General features: G+C 71.3%; 18 protein-coding genes. 8 read left to right on the top strand and 10 right to left on the bottom strand.

The features are described 5' to 3' along the window. Positions 1-174 precede the first annotated feature (174 nt). Entirely contained in the window at positions 175-1,506 is a 1,332-nt protein-coding gene (locus HTZ77_RS20580) for a serine/threonine-protein kinase (protein ID WP_175591234.1), read from the top strand. A 701-nt stretch (positions 1,507-2,207) separates the two neighbouring features. On the opposite strand, the gene HTZ77_RS20575 is transcribed toward HTZ77_RS20580, so the two are convergent. Continuing rightward, the gene (locus HTZ77_RS20575; RefSeq protein WP_175591233.1) at positions 2,208-3,164 is read right to left on the bottom strand and encodes a GNAT family N-acetyltransferase; all 957 of its coding nucleotides are present in this window, start codon (positions 3,162-3,164) and stop codon (positions 2,208-2,210) included. 698 nt (positions 3,165-3,862) lie between these two features. Here HTZ77_RS20575 and HTZ77_RS20570 point away from each other — a divergent pair. Next, positions 3,863-4,138: a hypothetical protein gene (locus HTZ77_RS20570; protein ID WP_175591232.1), complete on the top strand. Its 276-nt coding sequence runs from the start codon at positions 3,863-3,865 to the stop codon at positions 4,136-4,138. A gap of 367 nt (positions 4,139-4,505) precedes the next feature. On the opposite strand, the gene nuoH is transcribed toward HTZ77_RS20570, so the two are convergent. From nuoH to HTZ77_RS20550, 4 genes are all read right to left on the bottom strand, one after another. Continuing rightward, the gene (nuoH, locus tag HTZ77_RS20565) at positions 4,506-5,447 is read right to left on the bottom strand and encodes an NADH-quinone oxidoreductase subunit NuoH (protein WP_205302875.1); all 942 of its coding nucleotides are present in this window, start codon (positions 5,445-5,447) and stop codon (positions 4,506-4,508) included. A gap of 164 nt (positions 5,448-5,611) precedes the next feature. Beyond that, on the bottom strand, positions 5,612-6,175 hold the full coding sequence (locus HTZ77_RS47560) for an NADH-quinone oxidoreductase subunit C (protein ID WP_175591231.1): 564 nt from the start codon (positions 6,173-6,175) through the stop codon (positions 5,612-5,614). Beyond that, positions 6,172-6,786, bottom strand: a complete 615-nt coding sequence (locus HTZ77_RS20555) for an NADH-quinone oxidoreductase subunit B (RefSeq protein WP_175591230.1) — start codon at positions 6,784-6,786, stop codon at positions 6,172-6,174. Before HTZ77_RS20555 ends, HTZ77_RS47560 begins: the two co-directional genes overlap by 4 nt. Positions 6,787-6,843: 57 nt before the next feature. After that, a complete protein-coding gene (locus HTZ77_RS20550; RefSeq protein ID WP_175591229.1) occupies positions 6,844-7,215 on the bottom strand; it encodes an NADH-quinone oxidoreductase subunit A in 372 nt (123 codons plus the stop codon). An 85-nt stretch (positions 7,216-7,300) separates the two neighbouring features. On the opposite strand from HTZ77_RS20550, the gene HTZ77_RS20545 reads away from it, so the two are divergent. From HTZ77_RS20545 to HTZ77_RS20530, 4 genes are all read left to right on the top strand, one after another. Continuing rightward, positions 7,301-9,160 (top strand): polysaccharide deacetylase family protein, encoded by a 1,860-nt coding sequence (locus tag HTZ77_RS20545; RefSeq protein ID WP_175591228.1) that lies wholly within the window; start codon positions 7,301-7,303, stop codon positions 9,158-9,160. 257 nt (positions 9,161-9,417) lie between these two features. After that, the gene (locus HTZ77_RS20540; protein WP_175591227.1) at positions 9,418-11,262 is read left to right on the top strand and encodes a 2-oxoacid:acceptor oxidoreductase subunit alpha; all 1,845 of its coding nucleotides are present in this window, start codon (positions 9,418-9,420) and stop codon (positions 11,260-11,262) included. Further along, positions 11,255-12,301 carry a 2-oxoacid:ferredoxin oxidoreductase subunit beta gene (locus tag HTZ77_RS20535; protein ID WP_175591226.1) on the top strand — a complete coding sequence of 349 codons (1,047 nt, stop codon included), beginning with the start codon at positions 11,255-11,257 and terminating at the stop codon, positions 12,299-12,301. Before HTZ77_RS20540 ends, HTZ77_RS20535 begins: the two co-directional genes overlap by 8 nt. Before the next feature lie 69 nt (positions 12,302-12,370). Beyond that, a complete protein-coding gene (locus HTZ77_RS20530; RefSeq protein WP_175591225.1) occupies positions 12,371-13,267 on the top strand; it encodes an NAD-dependent epimerase/dehydratase family protein in 897 nt (298 codons plus the stop codon). Here the strand turns inward: HTZ77_RS20530 and HTZ77_RS20525 are convergent. From HTZ77_RS20525 to HTZ77_RS20515, 3 genes are read right to left on the bottom strand one after another with little or no spacing between them, the layout of a single operon-like run. Then, positions 13,249-14,577, bottom strand: coding sequence for a hypothetical protein (locus HTZ77_RS20525; protein WP_175591224.1), 1,329 nt, complete (start codon positions 14,575-14,577; stop codon positions 13,249-13,251). The genes HTZ77_RS20530 and HTZ77_RS20525 overlap by 19 nt on opposite strands. After that, positions 14,577-16,622, bottom strand: coding sequence for a glycosyltransferase (locus HTZ77_RS20520; RefSeq protein WP_175591223.1), 2,046 nt, complete (start codon positions 16,620-16,622; stop codon positions 14,577-14,579). The genes HTZ77_RS20525 and HTZ77_RS20520 overlap by 1 nt, the downstream gene beginning before the upstream one ends. A 30-nt stretch (positions 16,623-16,652) precedes the next feature. Further along, positions 16,653-17,405 (bottom strand): WecB/TagA/CpsF family glycosyltransferase, encoded by a 753-nt coding sequence (locus tag HTZ77_RS20515; protein WP_175591222.1) that lies wholly within the window; start codon positions 17,403-17,405, stop codon positions 16,653-16,655. A 303-nt stretch (positions 17,406-17,708) separates the two neighbouring features. Between HTZ77_RS20515 and HTZ77_RS20510 the strand changes: the two genes are divergently transcribed. Next, complete coding sequence (locus tag HTZ77_RS20510) at positions 17,709-18,257, top strand: dTDP-4-dehydrorhamnose 3,5-epimerase family protein (RefSeq protein ID WP_175591221.1); 549 nt, start codon at positions 17,709-17,711, stop codon at positions 18,255-18,257. Here the strand turns inward: HTZ77_RS20510 and HTZ77_RS20505 are convergent. After that, the gene (locus HTZ77_RS20505; protein WP_175591220.1) at positions 18,196-19,641 is read right to left on the bottom strand and encodes an O-antigen ligase family protein; all 1,446 of its coding nucleotides are present in this window, start codon (positions 19,639-19,641) and stop codon (positions 18,196-18,198) included. The genes HTZ77_RS20510 and HTZ77_RS20505 overlap by 62 nt on opposite strands. Continuing rightward, positions 19,638-20,345, bottom strand: coding sequence for a hypothetical protein (locus HTZ77_RS20500; protein ID WP_175591219.1), 708 nt, complete (start codon positions 20,343-20,345; stop codon positions 19,638-19,640). Before HTZ77_RS20500 ends, HTZ77_RS20505 begins: the two co-directional genes overlap by 4 nt. A gap of 153 nt (positions 20,346-20,498) precedes the next feature. Between HTZ77_RS20500 and HTZ77_RS20495 the strand changes: the two genes are divergently transcribed. Further along, positions 20,499-21,302: a 2OG-Fe(II) oxygenase gene (locus HTZ77_RS20495; RefSeq protein WP_175591218.1), complete on the top strand. Its 804-nt coding sequence runs from the start codon at positions 20,499-20,501 to the stop codon at positions 21,300-21,302. Position 21,303: the final 1 nt, after the last annotated feature.

Below are 21,303 nucleotides of genomic sequence, written 5' to 3'. Positions count from 1 at the left end.
CCAACACCCGGTATCCGCGCCATGGTCATCATCATTGCGCACTTGACCGCGCACGTGAATGCGCCGGTCGCGTTGTCCCCAGTTTTTCCACAGCTATCCACAGGTTATCGGGAGGTTATCCACAAGATGGCTCCACAGCCGATATGAACCAGAGTGGGGCGATAGCCTTCCGGCATGTTGAACAGCCGGACGCGCGGTCCCAGTGGCCTGGCATGGGCCGCTGCGGTGCTGTGGGCCGCCCTGCCGCTGTTGACGTGCGGAATGCTGACGCCGTTCACGATCGCGTTCGCGGCGTTCTGGCTGCGCAGCGTGTGGCAGGTGATCGCCGCCGCCTTCTACACCGTCTGCGTGGGCTCGTTCCTCATCGTCATCTTCGCGTACGACCGGTTCGAGGACATCCCGGAGCCGATGTCCTCGCTCATCTCGCTCGCCCTGGTGGTGACCTGGCTGGGCGGCGTCATCCACTCCGGCATCCTCGTGCCGCGCATGGTCAGGGCGCGCCACCTGAGCCAGCCTCCCTTCGCGGCCAAGGCGAGCCACCAGAGCCCGTCCCCGTACATCCCTCGGCCCGACATCCACCAGAGTCCGTCCCCACGCCATTCGCCGCCCGACTTCCACCAGAGTCAGCCCCCGCGCCATTCCCCGCCCGACCTGCGCCGGAGCCCGTCCCCGCGCACTCCCGGGCCCGACATCCACCAGCGCACCACCGCGCCGACGTACCACCAACGGAACCCGGGGGAGCCGGAGTGGATCGGGCATTACCGGGTGCTGCGGTCCCTCGGCCGAGGCGGGCAGGGCGCCGTCTACCTGGCGCAGGCGCCCAACGGCGGGCGCGTGGCGGTGAAGGTGCTGCACGACCTGGTCGACGAGACGGCTCGCGCCCGCTTCGCCCGCGAGGTGGAGGCGGCGCGGCGAGTCGCGACGTTTTCCACAGCCCGGGTGCTGGACGTGAACATCAGCGGGCAGGACGCGTACATCGTGAGCGAGTACGTGGAGGGGCCGTCGCTGGAGCAGCTCGTGCGCAACCACGGGCCGCGCGACGAGGACAGTCTCACGCGGCTGGCGTTATCCACAGCCGGGGCGCTCGCGGCCATCCACAAGGCCGGGATCGTGCATCGTGACTTCAAGCCGAGCAACGTGCTGATCGGGAACGACGGGCCGCGGGTGATCGACTTCGGCATCGCGCGGGCGCTCGACCAGGTGACGGTGACGTCAGGGAAGATGGTCGGCACGCCGCCGTACATGTCGCCCGAGCAGTTGACGGGGGCGGCGGTGGGGCCGTCGTCGGACGTGTTCAGCTGGGGGGTGACGATGATGTTCGCGGCCACGGGACGGCCGGCGTTCGGCGAGGACACGGTGCCGGCGGTTTTCCACAGGGTGCTGACGTTCCATCCGGACCTGTCGCCGTTGCCTCCGGGCTTACGGAAGATCGTGGGGGCGTGCCTGCAGAAGGCTCCCGAGGACCGTCCGGCTGCTTCGGATGTGATGTTGGCGATCATCCACTGATGGAATGATCTGCCATCCGGCTCATCCCGACATAGGGTCATCCGTCGTACGGCTAATCCACCTGTCCGGATAATCCACCTGTCCGGATAATCCACCTGTCCGGATAATCCGCTGTCCGGCTCGTCTGCTGTCCGGCAAGTCCGCTCCGGCAAGTCCGCTGTCCGGCAAGTCCGCTGTCCGGTTCATCCGCCGTGCGGTTCATCCGCCATGTGGTCATCCACCGTGCAACTCATCCGGAGCGCGGTTCATCCGGCGTGCGGTTCATTTATCGTGCAGCTCAGTCCGTACACCTTGCCCACGCGCACCTCATCCGCCGCGCACCTCATCCACCGTGTGGTTCATCCGCCGTGCGGCGCACCCTGCCGTGTGGCTCTGGCGTGCGGTCAAGGCTGCCGGGTCTGGTGACGATGGCTGGCAGCCTTAGGACACCGAGCTCCCTGCTGGGCCAGCTGGTGGGGCTGGACCACATTGCATCGCGGGCGAGCCCCCGGCTGGAACGGGGACCTGGCGACAAGATGACGCGGCCGAGCCTCGCGGCAGAGGGGTAGCAGCGGGCCCATGTGGCCGCCGTAGGCCGATTCTTCCCAGGCAGCCGCCGTAGGCCGTTCCTTTCCAGGCGGCCGCCGTAGGCCGATTCATCCCACGTGGCCGCCGTAGGCCGATTCATCTCAGGCGGTCGACCAGGTCCGGCGAGCCCACGGTCAGATGGGCAGGCGCCAGGTGTTCCACTCGTCCAGCAGGCGGAAGCCCATGGCCTCGTTGATCGCGAGCATGTGGGCGTTGGATTTGGCGTTCCACGTGACCACCCGTTCAAGCTGCGGCTCGCGCTCTCGAAGGCGTAGCAGGTTCGCCAGTTTGAGAAGGAGACCGAGGCGGTGGCCGCGGTGCGCACGGAGGACGGCGGTGTCGGTCTGGAGCGCCCAGCCGTCCTCCCGGTCCGCGTCGAGGAAGATGCGGGTGAACCCGGCCGGTGCGCCGTCGCCGACTCGCCGGGCCATCGCGGTGTAGCAGTCGAGCCCGCCCGGCACCATCGATTCCTCGTGTGCGCGGACACGCTCGGCGTCGAAGTGGGAGTGCTCCGTGCTCGCGTCCGCAGGGGCGTCGTTCATGCCGCCCATCACCGTGCCCAGATCGGCCAGCCGTTCCGGGGCGGTCGGGCCGGTCCAGAGCTCGACCTCGTACCCCTCCACTGGGGGCAGCATCCGCCGGAATCCCGCCCAGTCGGCCGTACGCAGGTCGAGGGTGCGGCGGGCCTCGGCCACGGACACCGTGAAGCCGTGCGCAACGGCGAAACGCGCCCCGACTCCGTCGGTCGGGGTCTCCACGAACAGCAGGCTGCGGCCGTTGGCGCGCGCCCGCCCGGCCGCCTCGTCCAGCAGCCGCGCGCCGAGGCCACGTCCGCGCCGGTCCGGGCGTACGAACAGCGGATCCAGCCAGGCGATGTGCGTGTTGTCGTGCTCCGGGAACCGCAGCCGGTAACAGGCCACCGGCTCGCCGCCCTCCTCGACCACGCGGACCTCGTGTCGCTGGCCGGGCGAGCCGTGAGTGAACAGCCACTGGAAGCGTCGCCGGCTGAAGAGGGGTCCGGGCAGATCGGCGAACGCCTGGAGGTAGGCGTCGTGGAGGCGGGCCAGAGTCGCGTCGTCGATGGTCGTCATTCGGGCAGGTATCCCCTCGTCAGCATGCGGAACATGTAACAGGACCGCGTCCGGCCGAGGCGAAGGATTTATCGCCGGACTCCGGGCGGCTCGGCCTGGCCTGGCCCTCGGCCCGCCCCCTCACGCCAGCGTGGGTGACAGCCGCCCGGCTCTCCGCCAGCGGACGTCTCCATCGAGAGAATGAGCCACCGGGAGAAGGGGACGCGGCTGCATGTGGAGTGTCACGGGGCTGCACGGCCGGGGCGGACACCCGCAACGGGGCGATGCTCAGGACGTCTCCAGGGAGGATGCGGACATCCCTGACGTCTCCAGGGGACGGTTTGAGTGTTCAGGTGGACGGTCACGGCTTTCCGGGCGGAAGGCAGATAGCGGGTGCTGTGACTGGAAAGGTTCACCGGGTTAGTGAGTGCCGGCCGAACCTGGGCGCCGCGCCGATCGCCCAGGCGAACTCATCTCTTGAGACCTGGCGGTGGTGGCATCGAAGCCGCGGAGGGACGGATTACAGGTCACCGCCGTTCATGTCAGCGATTTTCGCTGTCCTCCGCCTGGCGGTACTCCTGTGCGTGTTCGTCGTTTTCAGTGTCGATTTCGAGTGATCAGGGACATGGCGGGTGAACGTCTCCGGTCACCGCACCGGTGCATGTCCCGTGCAGTGACCACAAGCGTTCGCCGTGCTGGGCAACGCTACTCTCGGCAGAGTGGCGGAGGGCGAGTTCACGATCAAGTTGACGCAGGATCAGGCCCTGGTGCTCTCTGACTGGCTCGACCGTGTGATCGGCACTGCGGAGTTCGGCGACTTGGTCGGCGAGGACCGTGCGGTCTGGTCACCGCTCCATGTGATCGCCGGGAGGCTGGAGACCTCACTGGTCGAGGTCTTCATGCCGGACTACAGCGGACGCCTGGCTGCTGCGCGGGAGCGGCTCTTGCAGACCCTCGGGGAGCTGGGTCGGCCCGTGGACGAATCGGAGCGATAGCAAGAGCGCGATGCGGATGAGGAGAGGTGCACGGCGTCCCTCGGGGAGCGCATTGCGGCGCATCTTGCGGCGCTTCATCCCCTGCATGTGGGGACGCCGCATCTGGGGACGCCCATCCATGGGATGGAAGCCTTCTCGGGCGAGCGATCGCGCCGCCAGCACCGGCCGGCTCGGGGCCGCCGGCGGGCCTGGTGTTGGCGGCGGTGCCGGTCAGCAGCGTGCCGGGCAAGCTGCTGCTGTGCGCCGCTGGTGATGTGCGCCGCTGCTGGTGGTGTACGCCGCTGGTGCGCTGGTGGTGGTGTACGCCGCTGGTGCGCTGGTGGTGGTGTGCGCTGGTGGTGGTGTGCGCTGGTGGTGCTGGTTGCCGTCAGGTCAGGACCTTCACCACGCCGGTCAGTGCGAGCTGCACCAGGGCCAGTGGCACCAGCCCCACCCACGCCAGCTTCTGGAGTTGGTCCTCGCGTAGCCGCGGGAAGCTCACCCGCAGCCAGATCACCACGAACGCCAGCGCGAACACCTTGACCAGCGTCCACAGCCAGCCCGGCAGCAGCGGGCCGTGCCAGCCCCCCAGGAAGAGCACCGTCGTCAGGAACGACAGCACCACGATCCCGACGTACTCCGACAGCATGAACAGGGCGAAGCGCATGCCGGTGTACTCGGTCATCGGGCCCATGATGATCTCGGACTCGGCGACGGGCATGTCGAACGGCGGCCTCCGCAGTTCGGCGAGCCCGGCCAGGAAGAAGACCACGCCGCCGATGGCCTGCCACGGCAGCCACCACCACTGCCACGCCTCGACGATCCCGGGGAGGGACAGCGTGCCCGCGGCCATCGCGACGGACGAGGCGGCCAGCACCAGCGGCAGCTCGTACGACATGAGCTGCGCGGCCGCGCGCATGCCGCCGAGCACGGAGTACTTGTTGGCCGAGGCCCATCCGGCCATGATCGAGCCGAGCACGCCGATGCCCATCACCGCGAGCACGAAGAACAGGCCCAGGTCCAGGTTCACCGCGACGCGGCCCTGGTCGATCGGGATGACGATCATCACGACGAGGTAGGGGACCAGCGCCACCCCCGGGGCGATCATGAAGATGCGCCGGTCGGCCGCGGCCGGGATGACGTCCTCCTTCTGGGCGAACTTCACCCCGTCGGCGATCAGCTGCGCCCACCCGTGGAAGCCGCCCGCGTACATCGGCCCGAGGCGCGACTGCATGTGGGCCATGACCTTGTGCTCGGTCTGCCCCACGATCAGCGGCAGGACCAGGAACACGGCGAGGATCACGACGAAGCTGATCACTACGTCAAGCATCGGGCGCAGCCTCCTGATCGGACTAGTCGGACGGGACGGGCATCGACTGTCGTCCCCACTTGGGTTCGTGAGGCAGCAACCACCGTCCCCCGCGCTCGGGCCGGTCACGCGTCTGGCGTCGTCCCCCGCCTTCACAACGCGTCACACGTCGCCCGACGCGCTCGTCAGGCATCGGGGGCCTTGCCCCAGTCGGCCGGGACTCCGGGCGGGAGCGTCCTGCGGCGGCTCGGCGCGCCGTGGCCCGACTCTCCCGGCTCCTTGGCCCCCGGCCACGCCTTGGCGACCCGGGCGGCGAGGATGAAGTCCTTGCGCAGCGGATGGCCCTCGAACCCGTCGGGCAGCAGGAGCGGCACCAGGTTCGGGTGGCCGTCGAAGACGACGCCGAACATCTCGTACGTCTCCCGCTCGTGCCAGTCGGCGCCCCGGAACACGCCGACGGCCGACGGCAGGCGCGGCTCGGCGCGCGGCACGCTCGTCCGCACGAGGACGCGGCGGCAGGCCACCGGGTCGTACAGATGCGCGACGATCACGAACGTCTCGGGCGGCTCGTCCACGCCGGTCAGCCAGTCGAAGAACGCGTAGCCGGAGTCCCTGAGCGCGGTCAGGACCTCGATCCAGTCGCCGGGGTCGGTGACGTCGAGGGTCGTCTCGCCGTACGACTCGGTGATCCGGACGCGGTCGCCGCCGAAGCGCTCGGCCGTCTCCGCGGCGGCCCGGCCGGCGCTCACGCCTCCCCCTGCGACGCACCCGGATCCGACGACGCGCCCGGATCCGACGACGCACCCGGCGTCTCCAGGGCGGCCGGCGCCTCCGGCGACGCGCCGTGGGCCCGGGACCAGAGGTAGCGGTCGCTGAGCTTCTCCCCGGCGATCTTCTCCTGCAGCTTCATGATCCCGTACAGCAGCGCCTCGGGCCGCGGCGGGCATCCCGGCACGTAGACGTCGACCGGAATGATCTGGTCCACGCCGTTGGTGACGCAGTAGGAGTCCCAGTACGGCCCGCCGCTGTTGGAGCAGGCGCCGAACGAGATCACGTACTTGGGGTCGGGCATCTGCTCGTACAGGCGCTTGACGGCCGGCGCCATCTTGTCGGTCACGGTGCCCGAGACGATCATGAGGTCGGCCTGCCGGGGACCGTTGGCGAACGGGATGACCCCGAACCTGATGAAGTCGTGCCGGCTCATCGACGTGGCGATGAACTCGATGGCGCAGCACGCCAGCCCGAAGTTGAACACCCACAGCGAGTAGCGCCGCCCCCAGTTGAGGACGAAGCGCATCGGCTTGGGCGCCAGCCGGGAGGCCGGCCCCACGGTGGGCATCGGGAGATCCGTCGCTGCCATGTCTCCATTGTCCCGCCTGATCGGCCTCAGGTGTAGATCCGGCCCGCGAGTGAGAGGTCAGGTCCAGGTGAGGACGCGTTTGCGCCAGGCGTACAGGATGCCCAGCGCGATGAAGCCGAGGAAGACGAACATCTCCACCAGCGTGGTCAGCCCGAACCCGGGCGCGTCGAACACCGTCGCCCACGGGAACAGGAACACCGCGTCCACGGCGAACACCACGTACAGGTACGTGAAGACGTAGTAGCGGACCTGCGACTGCGCCCAGCCCTCGCCCACGGGATCGACGCCGCACTCGTACGAGGTCAGCTTGTCGGGGGTCGGCCGGGTGGGCCGCAGCAGCCGGTTGGCCATGAGAGCCCCGGCCACGATGGCCACGCCGATCGCGAACAGCGCGGCGACCAGCGCGTAGGACCCGAAGTAGCCGTCCACATCCCGATCGTAACCCAGTCAAACCTCCGGACCTATCCCCCCAAATCGGAGTAAAAGGGATGATCGCCACCATAACCTGGCAGCTATGCACAAATTGCGCCTCATCGGTGGACTCGCGCTGCTCGCCCTCGCGAGCGGCGGCTGCGGCCTGAGCTCGGGCTCCCATGAGCGCAACATCGTCGTGCCCGCGGACCCCACCCTCCTCGACTACGTCAACCCCTCGACGGTGAACGGGCTCACCTCACGGTCGCTGAGCGAGGGCGAGAGCGCGCGCCGGTATGTGCACATCACCTATCCGCAGCTCAAGGGCGCGCCGGCGCTGGGCACCGCGCTCCACAGGGAGGCCGAGCGGCAGCTCCACGCCTTCCGCGCCGTCGTGTCGGCCGCCTCGTCCGACGCCCTCCGCCCCCGCGACCCCGGCACGGGCTACAAGGACCAGAACTCCGGCGCCGGCTACAGGACGGGTTCGAAGGGCCGCGGCACCGGCTACAAGGCGAGCAGGCCCCCGAGCAAGGACAGGGCCCACACCAAGGACGAGCCCCACACCAAGGACGGGCCCCACGCCAAGGGCAGCCCCCTCACCGAGGGCGGTGCACGCGCCCTCCCCCTCGCCGACCACCTCAGCGAGAGCGCCTTCACCAGCACCTCCCTGCGCCGGCCCGAGCTGAACGTGCAGTGGCAGCTCACCGCCGCCTCCCCCGACGTGGTGGGGGTACGGCTGCGCAGCGGCGAGTACGTGGGCGCCGGATGGGCCCGCTCCACCAGGACCTTCTGGTACGACCGGCGCCACGACCAGGTCGTCGGCTCGACCGGGCTGCTCGCGGGCAAGCCGGCGGTCCAGGAGGCGGCCCGGCTGGTCCGGGAGGGCCTGGAGTCGCGCGGCGCGGCCGTGGACCGCTCCGCCGTGACGGCCACCCAGGACCGGCTCGACTCGATGGCGTTCAACCGGATGGGCGACCTGGTCGTGGAGTTCGACGACTGCGAGATCGGGTCCTGTTCGCTGGGGCGCGTCGCGGTGGCCGTCCCGGCGTGGCAGATCCAGCCACTGCTGTCGGGGACCGGCCGGCTCGCCCAGGCCGCCGCCATGACGGCGCCCCGCGAGACCGCCCTTCCCCCGATCGCCCCCGAGGAGGGGCCGGCCGAGCTGCGGGCCCCGAGCACCGCCCGACCGGACGAGCCCCGCCCGGCCCCGAGCACCGCCCGACCGGACGACAAGCCGCCGGTCGGCGCCGGGACACGGGCCGGCTCCGGCGTCCAGGCCGCCGCCCCCGCCGGACCGATCCCCCGGCACGTGGACTGCGCCAAGGCCAAGTGCGTCGCCCTGACCTTCGACGACGGGCCCGGCCCCCAGACACCGCGCGTGCTCGACGCGCTGCGCGACGGCGACGCGCGGGCGACGTTCTTCGCCGTCGGGACCAACGCCGAGGCCAACCCGTCCGTGCTGCGCCGCATGCACGACGAGGGCCACGTGATCGGCAACCACTCGTGGGCGCACCGCGACCTGACGAAGCTGCCGCTGAACCGGATCATCGACGGGCTCGGCCGCACCCAGGACGTGATCACGGAAGCCTCCGGGCGGATGCCCGCGCTCGCGCGCCCGCCGTACGGCGTGGCGAGCCCGGACGTGCTGGAGGCGGCGCACCGGGTGGGCGTGGCGCTGGTCGGCTGGGACGTGGACACGCGCGACACGCCCGAGGATCCCGAGGGCCTCGGGGAGGACGCGCGGACGATCACCCACCGGGCCGTCAGCGGCGCCCGGGCCAACGCGATCATCCTGCTGCACGACACCAACGGCGCGACCGCGGACGCGGTTCCGGACATCCTCAAGAAGCTGGGCGACAAGGGTTACACCTTCGTCACCGTTCCGGAGTTGTACGGCTCACCAGGCATGGAGCCCGGGCACTTCTACCGCTCCGCGACGGCCACCGAGGTGAACGGCCCCTGAGGCGGCGCACCCCCATGGGCCACGTATAGTTGGCCCTCGTGACCCGAACAGTCCTCTTCGCCCGCCTGCACCTCGACCTCGGCAGGCTCGCGTCGGCACTGTGTCACCCCTAGCGGTTCAACAACCTCCCCCTGAATCCCACCGCGTTTACCCGCGTTATGCGCTGAGGAAACGTGTTGAACCTCGCGAGGATCTAGCATGGAACTGAGAACGCGCCCCAAGCGACCGCGCATTGGCGCGTCGAGGAGGACTGAGCTGTGACGAAGCAGGTCCAGCAACTCGACCGCGTGATCATCCGCTTCGCCGGCGACTCCGGCGACGGCATGCAGCTCACCGGTGACCGCTTCACCGCCGGCACGGCGGAGTTCGGCAACGACCTGTCCACGCTGCCCAACTTCCCGGCCGAGATCCGCGCGCCCGCCGGCACCCTGCCCGGCGTGTCCAGCTTCCAGCTGCACTTCGCCGATCACGACATCCTCACGCCCGGCGACGCGCCGAACGTGCTCGTCGCGATGAACCCGGCGGCGCTGAAGGCCAACCTGGGCGACCTGCCCCGGGGCGCGGACATCATCGTCAACACCGACGAGTTCACCAAGCGCAACCTGCAGAAGGTCGGCTACGAGACCAACCCGCTGGAGGACGACACCCTCGCGGAGTGGCGGGTCCACGCGGTTCCGCTGACGTCGCTGACGGTCAAGGCCCTGGAGGGCTTCGACCTGTCGAAGAAGGACGCCGAGCGCTCGAAGAACATGTTCGCCCTCGGCCTGCTGTCGTGGCTCTACCACCGGCCGATCGAGCACACGATCACGTTCCTGCAGCAGAAGTTCGCCAAGAAGCCCGAGATCGCCAAGGCCAACATCGCCGCCTTCCAGGCGGGCTGGAACTACGGCGAGACGACCGAGTCGTTCTCGGTGTCGTACGAGGTCAAGCCGGCCCGGCTGGCCCCGGGCGTCTACCGCAACATCTCCGGCAACCAGGCGCTGGCCTACGGCCTGATCGCCGCCTCGGTGCAGGCGAAGCTGCCGCTGTTCCTCGGCTCGTACCCGATCACGCCGGCCAGCGACATCCTGCACGAGCTGTCGAAGCACAAGCGGTTCGGCGTGCGGACCTTCCAGGCCGAGGACGAGATCGCGGGCGTCGGCGCGGCGCTGGGCGCGGCGTTCGGCGGCGCGCTGGGCGTGACGACGACCTCGGGCCCGGGTGTGGCGCTCAAGGCCGAGACCGTGGGACTCGGGGTCACCACCGAGCTGCCGCTGATCATCGTGGACGTGCAGCGGGCCGGTCCGAGCACCGGCATGCCGACCAAGACCGAGCAGACCGACCTGCTGATGGCGATGTACGGCCGCAACGGCGAGTCGCCGGTGCCGGTCGTGGCGCCGATGTCGCCGAGCGACTGCTTCGACGCGGCGATCGAGGCGGCCCGGATCGCGGTGAAGTACCGCACGCCGGTCATGCTGCTGTCCGACGGCTACCTCGCCAACGGCTCCGAGCCGTGGCGGCTGCCGGAGATCTCCGAGCTGCCCGACATCTCGCAGGCGTTCACGACCGAGCCCAACGGCGAGGACGGCGCGTTCCTGCCGTTCAAGCGCGACGAGGAGACGCTGGCGCGTCCGTGGGCGATCCCCGGCACGGCGGGTCTCGAACACCGCATCGGCGGCATCGAGAAGGCCGACGGCACGGGCAACATCTCCTACGACCCCGACAACCACGACCTGATGGTCCGGACGCGCGCGGCCAAGATCGCCGGGATCGACGTGCCCGACCTGGAGGTGGACGACCCCGACGGCGACGCCCGGGTGCTCGTGCTCGGCTGGGGCTCGACGTACGGACCGATCGCGGCGGCGGTGCGGCGGATCAGGAAGTCCGGCGGCAAGGTCGCGCAGGCCCACCTGCGCCACCTCAACCCGCTGCCGGCCAACACCGGCGAGGTCCTCAAGGGCTACGACAAGGTGCTGCTGCCCGAGATCAACCTCGGCCAGCTCGCGCTCCTGCTGCGGGCCCGCTACCTCGTCGACATCATCAGCTACAACCGGGTGCGCGGCCTGCCGTTCAAGGCCGAGGAGCTGGCCGGGGTGATCCAGGACGTGATCGACAGTGACTGAGCTGCTCAACGGGAAGGGCCTGTCCCTCGTCCCCAAGACCGACGCCAAGCAGACCCTGAAGGACTTCAAGTCCGACCAGGAGGTCCGCTGGTGCCCCGGCTGCGGTGACTACGCGATCCTGGCCGCGGTGCAGAGCTTCCTGCCGGAGCTGGGGCTGCGGCGCGAGAACATCGTGTTCGTCTCGGGCATCGGCTGCTCCTCGCGCTTCCCGTACTACCTCGACACCTACGGCTTCCACTCGATCCACGGCCGCGCGCCGGCGATCGCGACGGGCCTGGCCGCGAGCCGGCCGGACCTCAGCGTGTGGGTGATCACGGGTGACGGCGACGCGCTGTCGATCGGCGGCAACCACCTGATCCACGCGCTGCGCCGCAACGTCAACCTCAACATCCTGCTGTTCAACAACAGGATCTACGGCCTGACGAAGGGGCAGTACTCCCCGACCTCCGAGGTCGGCAAGATCACCAAGTCGACGCCGATGGGGTCGCTGGACAAGCCGTTCAACCCGATCTCGCTGGCCCTCGGCGCCGAGGCGTCGTTCGTGGCCCGCACCATCGACTCCGACCGCAAGCACCTGCAGTCGGTGCTGCGCGAGGCGACCGCCCACCGCGGCACGTCGCTGGTGGAGATCTACCAGAACTGCAACATCTTCAACGACAACGCCTTCGAGCCGCTGAAGGACCCCGAGGTCCGCGACGACATCACGCTGCGGCTGGAGCACGGGCAGCCGATCGTGTCGGCGTCCAAGGCGGTCGTGCGGGGCGACGACGGCCGCATCGCGGTGGTGCCGCGGGCCGACGTCGCGGCCGAGCGGATCCTCGTCCACGACGCGCACTCGCCCGACCCGTCGCTGGCGTTCGCGCTGTCGCGGCTGGACGAGCCGGCGTTCGAGCACGTGCCGATCGGCATCTTCCGCCAGGTGGACCGGCCGGCGTACGACGTGCTCATGGCCGAGCAGCTCGAGGAGGCCGTGGCGCAGCAGGGGCCGGGCGATCTGTCCGACCTGCTGATGGGCGGCGACACCTGGCGCATCGGTTAGGGGCGACAGTGAGGGGGCGGCGAGGAGCCGCCCCCTTCGTCATGTCCGGACAACCTATCGGGGGATGTCATGTCGGGCTCACTGGTGACGGGCGCCACCGGCTTCATCGGCTCACACCTGCTGCGGCGGCTCGGGGCGGCGGGCGAGGCGCACGGGGTGAGCCGTTCGCCGCGGCCGGAGGCGCCGGGCGTGGTGTGGCACCAGGTGGACCTGCGCGACGCGCGGGCGGTGGAGGAGCTGTTTGCCGCCGTCCGGCCGGAGGTGGTCCACCACCTGGCGGGCGAGGTGGACGGCGCCCGCGAGATGGGCGTGGTGCTGCCGACGCTGACGGGCAACCTGACGAGCACGGTGAACGTGCTGGCGGCGGCGGCCCGGTCGGGGAGCCGGGTGGTGCTGGCGGGGTCGAGCGAGGAGCCGCGGCCGGGCAACGGGCACGCGGCGCCGCCGTCGCCTTACGCGATGGCCAAGGCGGCGGCCTCGGGGTACGCGGACCTGTTCCACCGGCTGTGGGGGGTGCCGTGCACGATCGTGCGGCCGACGATGGTGTACGGGCCGGGCCAGCGTGACGAGGCGAAGCTGGTGCCGTACGTGACGCTGTCGCTGCTGCGGGGCGAGGAGCCGCGGCTGACCAGCGGCGCGAAGGTGGCCGACTGGGTGTACGTGGACGACGTGGTGGAGGCGTTCGCCGCGGCGGGCGCGGGCGGGCGGGCCGTCGGGCACGCGGTCGACGTGGGCACGGGGGTGCGGGCGTCGGTCCGGGAGGTGGTGGAGCTGCTCTACCGGATCGTCGGGGCCGGCGGCGGGCCGCGGTTCGGCGCGGTGGCGGACCGGCCGCTGGACGTGCCGCAGTCGGCCGAGACGGGGCCGGCGCGGGAGCTGCTCGGCTGGGAGGCGCGGGTCGGGCTGGAGGAGGGCCTGCGGCGGACGGTCGCCTGGTACGCCGCCCGTCAGGGTGTGATCTTGTAGATGTGGTAGGTGCTCTCCTCGGCGAAGGAGTCGGTGAAGGCGCCGCCGGTGACGGGGATCCGCCGGTTCTCGTAGAGCGCCTCGACCTGCCCGGCCGGGACGCCGGGGGGCAGCGTGAAGGTGTACGGGCCGGGTCCCCCGTCGGCGCCGGGCATGGCGAACAGGTAGGAGGCGCCGCCGTACCGCTTGAGCATGGTGTCGATGCCCTTGCCGAAGTCGTGCTGGAGCGACTGGGTGTTGAGGACGGGGGCCAGCTCCTTGATCTGCCTGTTGACCTCGGCGACGGCGGGCCTGGTGGCCGCCCCGCAGGCGTCGCGCAGGACGTGCTGGCTCTGGCACTGGCCGCCGAAGCTGTGGTTGAAGTAGACGACGCCGCGGGCGCCGTGGATGAGTGAGCTCATGACGGCGCCCTTGAGCTGGGCGGGACCGATCGCCTGCCGGTCCTCGGGCGCGGGCCGGCCGACCTCGACGAAGGCGTAGATGGGCTGCCGCTTGCCGTCGAGGGCGTCGAGCTTGCGCTGGCGGTCGATGAGCAGCCCGTAGTTGGCGGCCCTGGCGCACTGGTCGGCGCGGAACTTCAGCGAGTTCTGGGCGTCCAGGCAGGCGTAGTAGCTGGTGTACCAGTAGACGTCGAGGGAGACGAGGTCGGTGTAGTCGTTGACGAACCTGCCGGCCTGCCGGTCGTTCTGCCAGATCATGACGCCTTTGCCGAAGTTGGCGTAGTGGGGGCGGCCGTCGTTCTTGGGCAGGCGGTCCTTGAGGGTCTTCATCACGGTGTAGCCGCAGCGTTCCTTGTGCGGGTCGTCGGGGACGCACAGGGGGCCCTGGCCGGGGAAGTTGCCGGTCCAGCCGTCGTCGCCGGGGCCGGCCCACATGTCGGCCTCGTCGGTGACGAGCCAGGCGACGGTCTCGGGACCGTACCCGGCGATCGGTTTACCGGTGATGGCGAACATGCCGTTCTTCCTGATCAGCGCCATGTCGCTGGTCTCGGTCAGCTCGACGTAGGTGTTGATGCCGGCCTCGCGGTCCTTGTCCACGTCGTCCTGGGTGATGACGGACTCGTACCAGACGCCGACGGGGAAGAACGACGGGTCGGTCCAGCCGGCGGCGGCGGTGGCGGGGAAGCGCGCGTAGTAGGCGGGGCCGCCCTCCCAGTCGACGGGCGCGAGGGCCGGGGCGGAGGTGGCCGGGCCGGGGGACGCTGTCCCGCGCGGCCCGGACCCGGCGCGGCGCAGGTCGAGCACCACCCACACCAGGGCCGCCGCGGTGAGGAGGACCAGCGCGACGAGGAGGGGGCGGGGGACCCGCATCAGCGCTCGCCCTCGGCCAGCGCCATGAGCTCGCGGGCGCGGGCGGACCAGGAGGCGTCCCGCACGGACGCGCGCAGCTCCTCGGGCGTCGCCGGGCCGCCCGTGTCGAGGGTGAGCCGGACGGCCTCGACGAACGCGGCGTGGGTGGCGGCGCTCCTGACCAGGCCGGTGTACGCGGCCAGCTCGGCGAACTCGGTGCTGACGACGGGCAGGCCGAGCGCGAGGTACTCCTTGAGCTTGATCGGGTTGGCGTGGCGGATCCAGGCGTTGTCCCGCCACGGCATGATCGCCACGTCGAAGCCCGACCCGTACGCGGGGATCCGCTCGTAGGGCCGGAAGCCGAGCCAGTGGACGTTGGGGTACTTCGTCAGCCGCTCCATGGGCGCGGTGGAGTCGCCGACGAGCACCAGCGACGCCTCCGGCAGCTCGACGGCGAGGCGTTCGAGCAGCTCGAAGTCCACGACGAAGTCGTCCAGGGCGCCGAAGAAGCCGATCCTGGGCCCCGGGACGGCGGCCAGGTCGGGCGGCAGGTCGGCGGTCCGGGTGAAGTGGCGCGGGTCCACGCCGTGGTCGAGGAAGTGCGCCCGGTCGCCGGTGAGGGGGCGTTCCTCGGCCATGAGGGCGCGGCTGACGTAGACGACGCGGTCGGCGCGGGCGAGCAGGGCGCGTTCCATCGCACCGATGGTGGCGGCGTCGGCCTCGGGGAACGCCGAGTGCCGGTCGGAGCGGTTGAACACCAGCGACCGCCTGGCCATGGGGCGCACCACGTCCCAGGCGGTGGGGATGGTGACGACGACGGCGGGGCGGCGCATGCCGAGCGCCCGGCACACGGCCCGCACCTGGGCCCGGACGAGCGCCGCGTTCAGGGCGCGGAGCAGGGGCGAGCCGTAGAACGGCAGCGGCAGCGGCGACATGACGTGGAAGCCGGGCAGCGGCTCGCGCACGAGCTTGGCGACGCTGCGCAGCTTGCGCGCGATCCGGCGGACGACCTGGGTGGACCTGCCGGGGGCGGGCATGCGCATGCCGATGCTGTTGACCACGAGCACCTCGCGGTGGGCGGCGATCGAGCGCATGAGCTGGAAGTCGGAGTGCGCCTGGTTGTGGTACCACCAGTCCTGGGCGGAGAAGCAGACGTAGCCGGGCGCCGGCTGCGCGGTCTCCTGGGGCCAGCGCGGCAGGGGCCACAGGGCGCGCAGGGCGGCCCGGTGGCGCTCTCCCCCGGGCCGGCCGCGGCTGGCGGCGCGCAGCGCCTCGTTGAGGGTGACGGCCAGGCGCATGAGCAGGGCGCGGGGCCGGCCGTGGAGCTGGCGGTGGAGCCTGACCCGGTTGGCCGCGGACAGGGCCCACAGGCGGCTGGAGGTGGACTGCTCGCCGCCCAGGTGGACGGCGAGGGCGGTCGGCACGTAGCGGACGGCGAAGCCGCGGTCGCCGGCGCGCAGCATGTACTCCGTCTCCTCGGAGTACAGGAAGTAGCGCTCGTCGAGCGGGCCCGTGGCGTCGAGGCACCGGCGGGAGACCAGCCAGGCGGCCCCGGTCGCCCAGTCGTGCGTGCCGGGCCGCTCGTACGCCTCGGCGGCGACGACCAGCTCGCCCAGGGCGGGGACGCGTCCGGCGCGGTGGCCGCCGAGCAGTGCCTCGCCGAGCGCCCGCGCCACGGTGGGGCGGCGCCGCAGCGAGAGGTGCCGGTGGCCGGAGTCGTCGGTGAGGCGCGGCACCGTGATGCCGGTGCCGGGCTCGGCCAGCGCCTCGCGCAGCGCCGTGAGGGCGCCGGGGGCGAGCCGGATGTCGGGGTTGAGCACGAGCACGTCGCAACCGGGGGCGGCGGCGATCCCGGCGTTCACGGCGGCGGCGAAGCCGGCGTTGCGGCCTGTGGAGACGATCTCGACGGTGGGCAGCGCCTCGCGGGCGCGGTCGAGGGTCGCGTCGGCCGAGTCGTTGTCCACCACGACCACCCGGGCCTCGCCCGCGCCGGCGGCGGCCAGCGAGCGCAGGCAGTCGCCCACGACCCGCTCACTGAAGTAGGTGACGATCACTATCGCGAGCATGCGGGCACGGCCTCTCGGGAGCGTCGGGACTCAGGAGTGTCGGAACCGGCTGAGCAGGGCGCCGGCGAGCAGCGCGAGGGCGAAGGGGGCGTCGTCCCGGAGATAGCGGCGGGCCAGGCGGCGCGGCTCCAGCGCGAGGCGGTGCAGCCACTCGCCGCCCGCGCGCTGCAGGGCGCGCGGGGCGCGGCTGAACTGGCCGGCGGCCATGGGGATGCCCGCGCCGCAGCCGAGGAACCAGGCGGCGGGCAGGTCCGGGCGCAGGTCGCGGATGAGCCGTTCCTGCTTGGGGAAGCCGAGGCCGACGAGCACGAGGCCGGGGCGGGCGGCGACCACCTGCCCGGTCACCTCGCGGTACGCCTCGGGATCGGCGTCGAAGCCGTACGGCGGGGAGAGGGCGCCGGCGATCCGCAGACCTGGGCTGCGCGCCTTGAGCGCCCGCGCGGCGGTCTCGGGGACGCCGGGGTCACCGCCCAGCAGGTAGACGGAACGGCCGGCGCGCGCGGCCCGCGCGGACAGGGTGTGGACGAGCGAGGCGCCGGTGACCCGCTCGGGGATGGCGGTCCCGGCCAGGCGGCCGGCCCACACCACGGGCATGCCGTCGGCGACCACCAGCTCGGAGCCGGCGACCAGCTCGGCCAGGGAGGGGTCGCGGGTGGCGGCCCGGACGATGTCCACATTGGCGGTGACGATCGCGCCGCCTCGACCGGCCGCCCACGCGCGGGCGACGTGCTCGGCGACGGCGGCCTCGGTGAGGGCCAGGACGTGGACCGCTCCGACGCGCACCCGCGCCGGGGGATCGGTCGTGAGGAAGGGATCCGCCGGAATGGTGTCGCTCCTTCGCGCCGCCGACCTAACTTCACGACCTTTCACGAAATAATCGGTATAAGAGACAAACCCGTTACCCGGGATCCAGCGGAGGCCCCGCGCCGACCCCGGGCCGGGCGCGGGCGGGACCTGACGGTGCGGGCGGGGCGATGGGGGGTCACGCGGCGGCCGCCTGAGGGTTTCCGGCGCGCCGGTCGAGGATGGCTTGACCAGATCGGGCCAGGGCTTCCGGCGGGGCGGGCGGGCGGCGATCATGGGCGCATGAGAGTGGAGCGAGGCGCGTTCGACGGGGTCCTGATCTTCGTCCCGACCCCCCACCACGACGACAGGGGCTTCTTCACCCGCACGTTCGACACGGCCCTGGCCGCCGCGCACGGGCTCGACCCGGCGGCGTTCGTCCAGGACAGCCAGTCCCGCTCGCGGCTCGGCACCTTGCGAGGCATGCACTGCCGACTCGGGCGGGGCGAGGCCAAGCTGGTCAGGTGCGCCCGCGGAGCGATCCACGACGTGCTGGTGGACGCCAGGCCCGGCTCGCCGACGTTCGGCGAGAGCTGGAGCGTGGTGCTCGACGACAAGGAGTTCGCCCACCTGTACGTTCCGCCGGGGCTCTTCCACGGCTACCAGGCGCTCACCGAGCAGGCCGACGTGTGCTACCGGATCGACCGGGAGCACGACCCGGCCGAGGACCTGACCGTGCGCTACGACGACCCGGACCTCGCCATCGGCTGGCCGCTGCCGGTCACCGCGATCAGCGCGCGGGACCTGGCGGCGGGGTCGTGGAAGGAGGCGCGGGAGCGGCTGCTCGGCTGAGCCCGCCCTCCCCTGCGCGAGCCGCCGGCCCACCGGGCGAGGCCGCCCGGGCGGCGCGGGCCTCGCGCAGGAGGGCGCCGGCCGCGCCCACCAGCAGGAACGACAGGCCGGTGATCACCGCGTACGCGCGCAGGTCGAAGGTGGCGGCGCCGATCAGTGGCACCACCAGGCAGGCCGCCAGCGTGAGCCCGAGGTCGCGCGAGGCCGGGTCGGCCAGCAGGCGCCGGGCGCGCAGCGCCGACCAGATGCCGGCCGCGAACAGCCCCGCGAAGGCCAGCACGCCGATGATCCCGGTCTCGACGGTCGTCAGGATGTACTGGTTGTCGAAGACGAGGTACTTCGGGGCGTACCAGGTGCCGAGCCCGCGCCCCAGCCAGGGATGGCGGCCGATCTCGGTGGTGGCGGCGGCGTAGTCCATGGTCCGCCAGCGCAGGCTGGAGTCGTTCGAGATGTTGGTGAACAGCGCGATGATGGCCCCCAGCACGCCCGGCACCACGAGCTTCACGGCCCCGAGGAAGACCAGCACGGCACCGGCCGCGAGCAGCCGCCGCATCCTCGGCCAGCCCGCGAGCAGCACCACGGCGGCGCCGGCCAGCCCGACGAAGGCCGAGCGCGACACCGAGAACACCATCCCGGCCCCGATCAGCCCCGCGCACACCCACCAGCGCAGCGCGGGCGCGCCCCGCTCCCGCGCCTGGAACGCGAAGTGCAGCGCGATCGGCAGGATCATCGCGCACATCACCGCGAACTCGATGGGGTGCCCGGTGGTCGCCGCCACCCGGCTCAGCCCGTTGCGCTCCAGGATGAACAGCTCCTCCTGGGTGTAGCGCAGGCCGGGCAGCACCATGTACTTCGTCGGGTCGAACTTGAGCAGGAACTGCACCGCGCCGATCACCCCGAGCACCGCGCCCATCACGGCGACCGTCTTCAGCACCAGGTCGAGCCGGTCCCGGCCGCGCACGCCGTCCACGACGAGCAGCACGACGCCGATCATGGCGAACGCGGTGACGAGCATGTGGTCGGCCAGCTCCACCTCGTCCCTGGGCAGCGGGCCGGCCGTCGCGTAGGCGTACGTGGCCAGCAGCGAGGCGGCGTGGACGAACACGGCCGAGCGGACGAGCGTACGGCCCTTGGCGGCGCCGAGCGTGCTGGTGAAATGCGCGCACAGCCACCACAGCAGCGCGAACAGGCCGATGGACTCGGCGGGGGTGATCGCGAACGACAGCCCCCGGTACACCAGCCGGGCCGGGACGATCATGAGGACGACCGCGAACACGACGCCGACCGTGGCGCCGTCGGCCCGGTGCGGCCTCGGCAGCGCGGACGCCTCCAGCAGCGCCCGCGTCCTGGCGGCGGAGTCGGCGGAGGCGGTCGTGGCCGTCATGCCGGCCGCCGCCTCAGCCGCAGGTTCGGCCGCCCGCCCGGGCGTCCGTCCAGCCACCGTCTCAACGCGGGGGCGACGCTCTCCGCCGCGAACCCGGCCGTCAGGGCGGCGAACAGGCCGAGCGCCAGCACCGCCGCCGCCGAACGGCTCTTGCCGCCGCGCTGCTCCAGCGGCGCGGTCGGCGCGACCATCTCGGTGAGCTTGATGTACGTGCTCGGCGGCGCCTGGAGCACCTGCTGGCGGGCGTCCATCTCCAGCTTGGCCCGCGCCACGAGCCTGACGACGAGCTCGTGCGCGGCCTGGGCCGACGGGCTCTTGGCCTCGATGATGACGAAGGGGCCGTTGGCCAGCAGTTCGGGGTTGGAGCTGCCGTTGTGGACCACGTACGAGGTGTCGCCGCCCGGAGGCGCGCCGAGCGTGGCCGCGGTCTCGGGCGCGCTGAGCGCCTGGAGCAGGATCGAGGCGGAGACGTTGAGCGCGCCGTCGTAGTTGAGCAGCGGGTTGACCCGGGGGTTCGGGTAGTCGGGGTTGGCTGGAACGCTCCCGCCCGTGACCGGGACGGTCAGGACCAGCACCGCGCTCGACTGGTAGACGGCCGGGATCGTCCGGTAGACGCCGAAGGCCACCGCGAGGGAGAGCAGGAACGCGGGAGCCGTGACGTACCACCTGCGGAACACGACCAGGACCGTCCCCCAGAAGTCCAAGACGCTTTCCTTCCCGTATCAGAAAACGGGTGTCTCCCCACAGATCATCGTTTTTCCCGGTATCCAGCGTTACCGGTTATTTGTAACGGGACAACGGCGCACCGCGATGTCACTGCCGGGCCATTTCGCCGACATTCAGGGTGGGGAGCACCGATGCAGCAAGCACTGAGCTTTACCTTCCACCGCGACGAACTCCTTCCGCTCGCCGACAGTCACCGCGAAAGCTTCCTCAAGGCCACGCCGTTCCGGCACGTCGTCATCGACGACTTCCTGCCCGCCGAGGTCCTGGAGCCGGTGCTGGCCGAGTTCCCCGAGCCCCGCGACATCGAGTGGCAGCGCTTCGACAACGCCCGCGAGGTCAAGCTCGCGCTCGCCGACACCGAGCGGATGGGGCCGGCCACCCGCCACCTGCTGGCCGAGTTCAACGGGCAGGTGTTCATCGACTTCCTGGAGCGGCTCACCGGCATCGAGCACCTGGTGTCCGACCCGCACTACGACGGGGGCGGCCTGCACCAGATCCGGCCCGGCGGGTTCCTGAAGGTGCATGTCGACTTCAACCGGCACCGCCGGCTCGACCTCGACCGGCGGCTGAACGGACTGCTCTACCTCAACAAGGACTGGGAGGAGTCCTACGGCGGCCACCTCCAGCTCTGGAACAAGGACATGACCACCTGCGAGCACCGCATCCTGCCGGTGTTCAACAGGTTCGTCCTGTTCGCCACCACCGACGACGCCAACCACGGCCACCCGGAGCCGCTGACCTGCCCCGACGACCGGGCCCGCCGGTCGATGGCGCTGTACTACTACACCAACGGCCGTCCGGAGGAAGAGGTGCTGGACGAGCACGACACCAAGTTCAAGCAGCGGCCGGGCGAGGAGTGGAAGAGCTCCTTCCGGCAGACGGCCAGGCGCTGGGTGCCGCCCGCGCTGGCGGACCTGGCGACGCGACGCAAATAGT

Origin of the sequence: Nonomuraea montanisoli (assembly GCF_013363975.1) — a bacterium.
GTDB classification, from domain to species: domain Bacteria; phylum Actinomycetota; class Actinomycetes; order Streptosporangiales; family Streptosporangiaceae; genus Nonomuraea; species Nonomuraea montanisoli.
The sequence above is the reverse complement of the archived record's forward strand: the minus strand, read 5'-3'. Positions and strand labels throughout refer to the sequence as shown.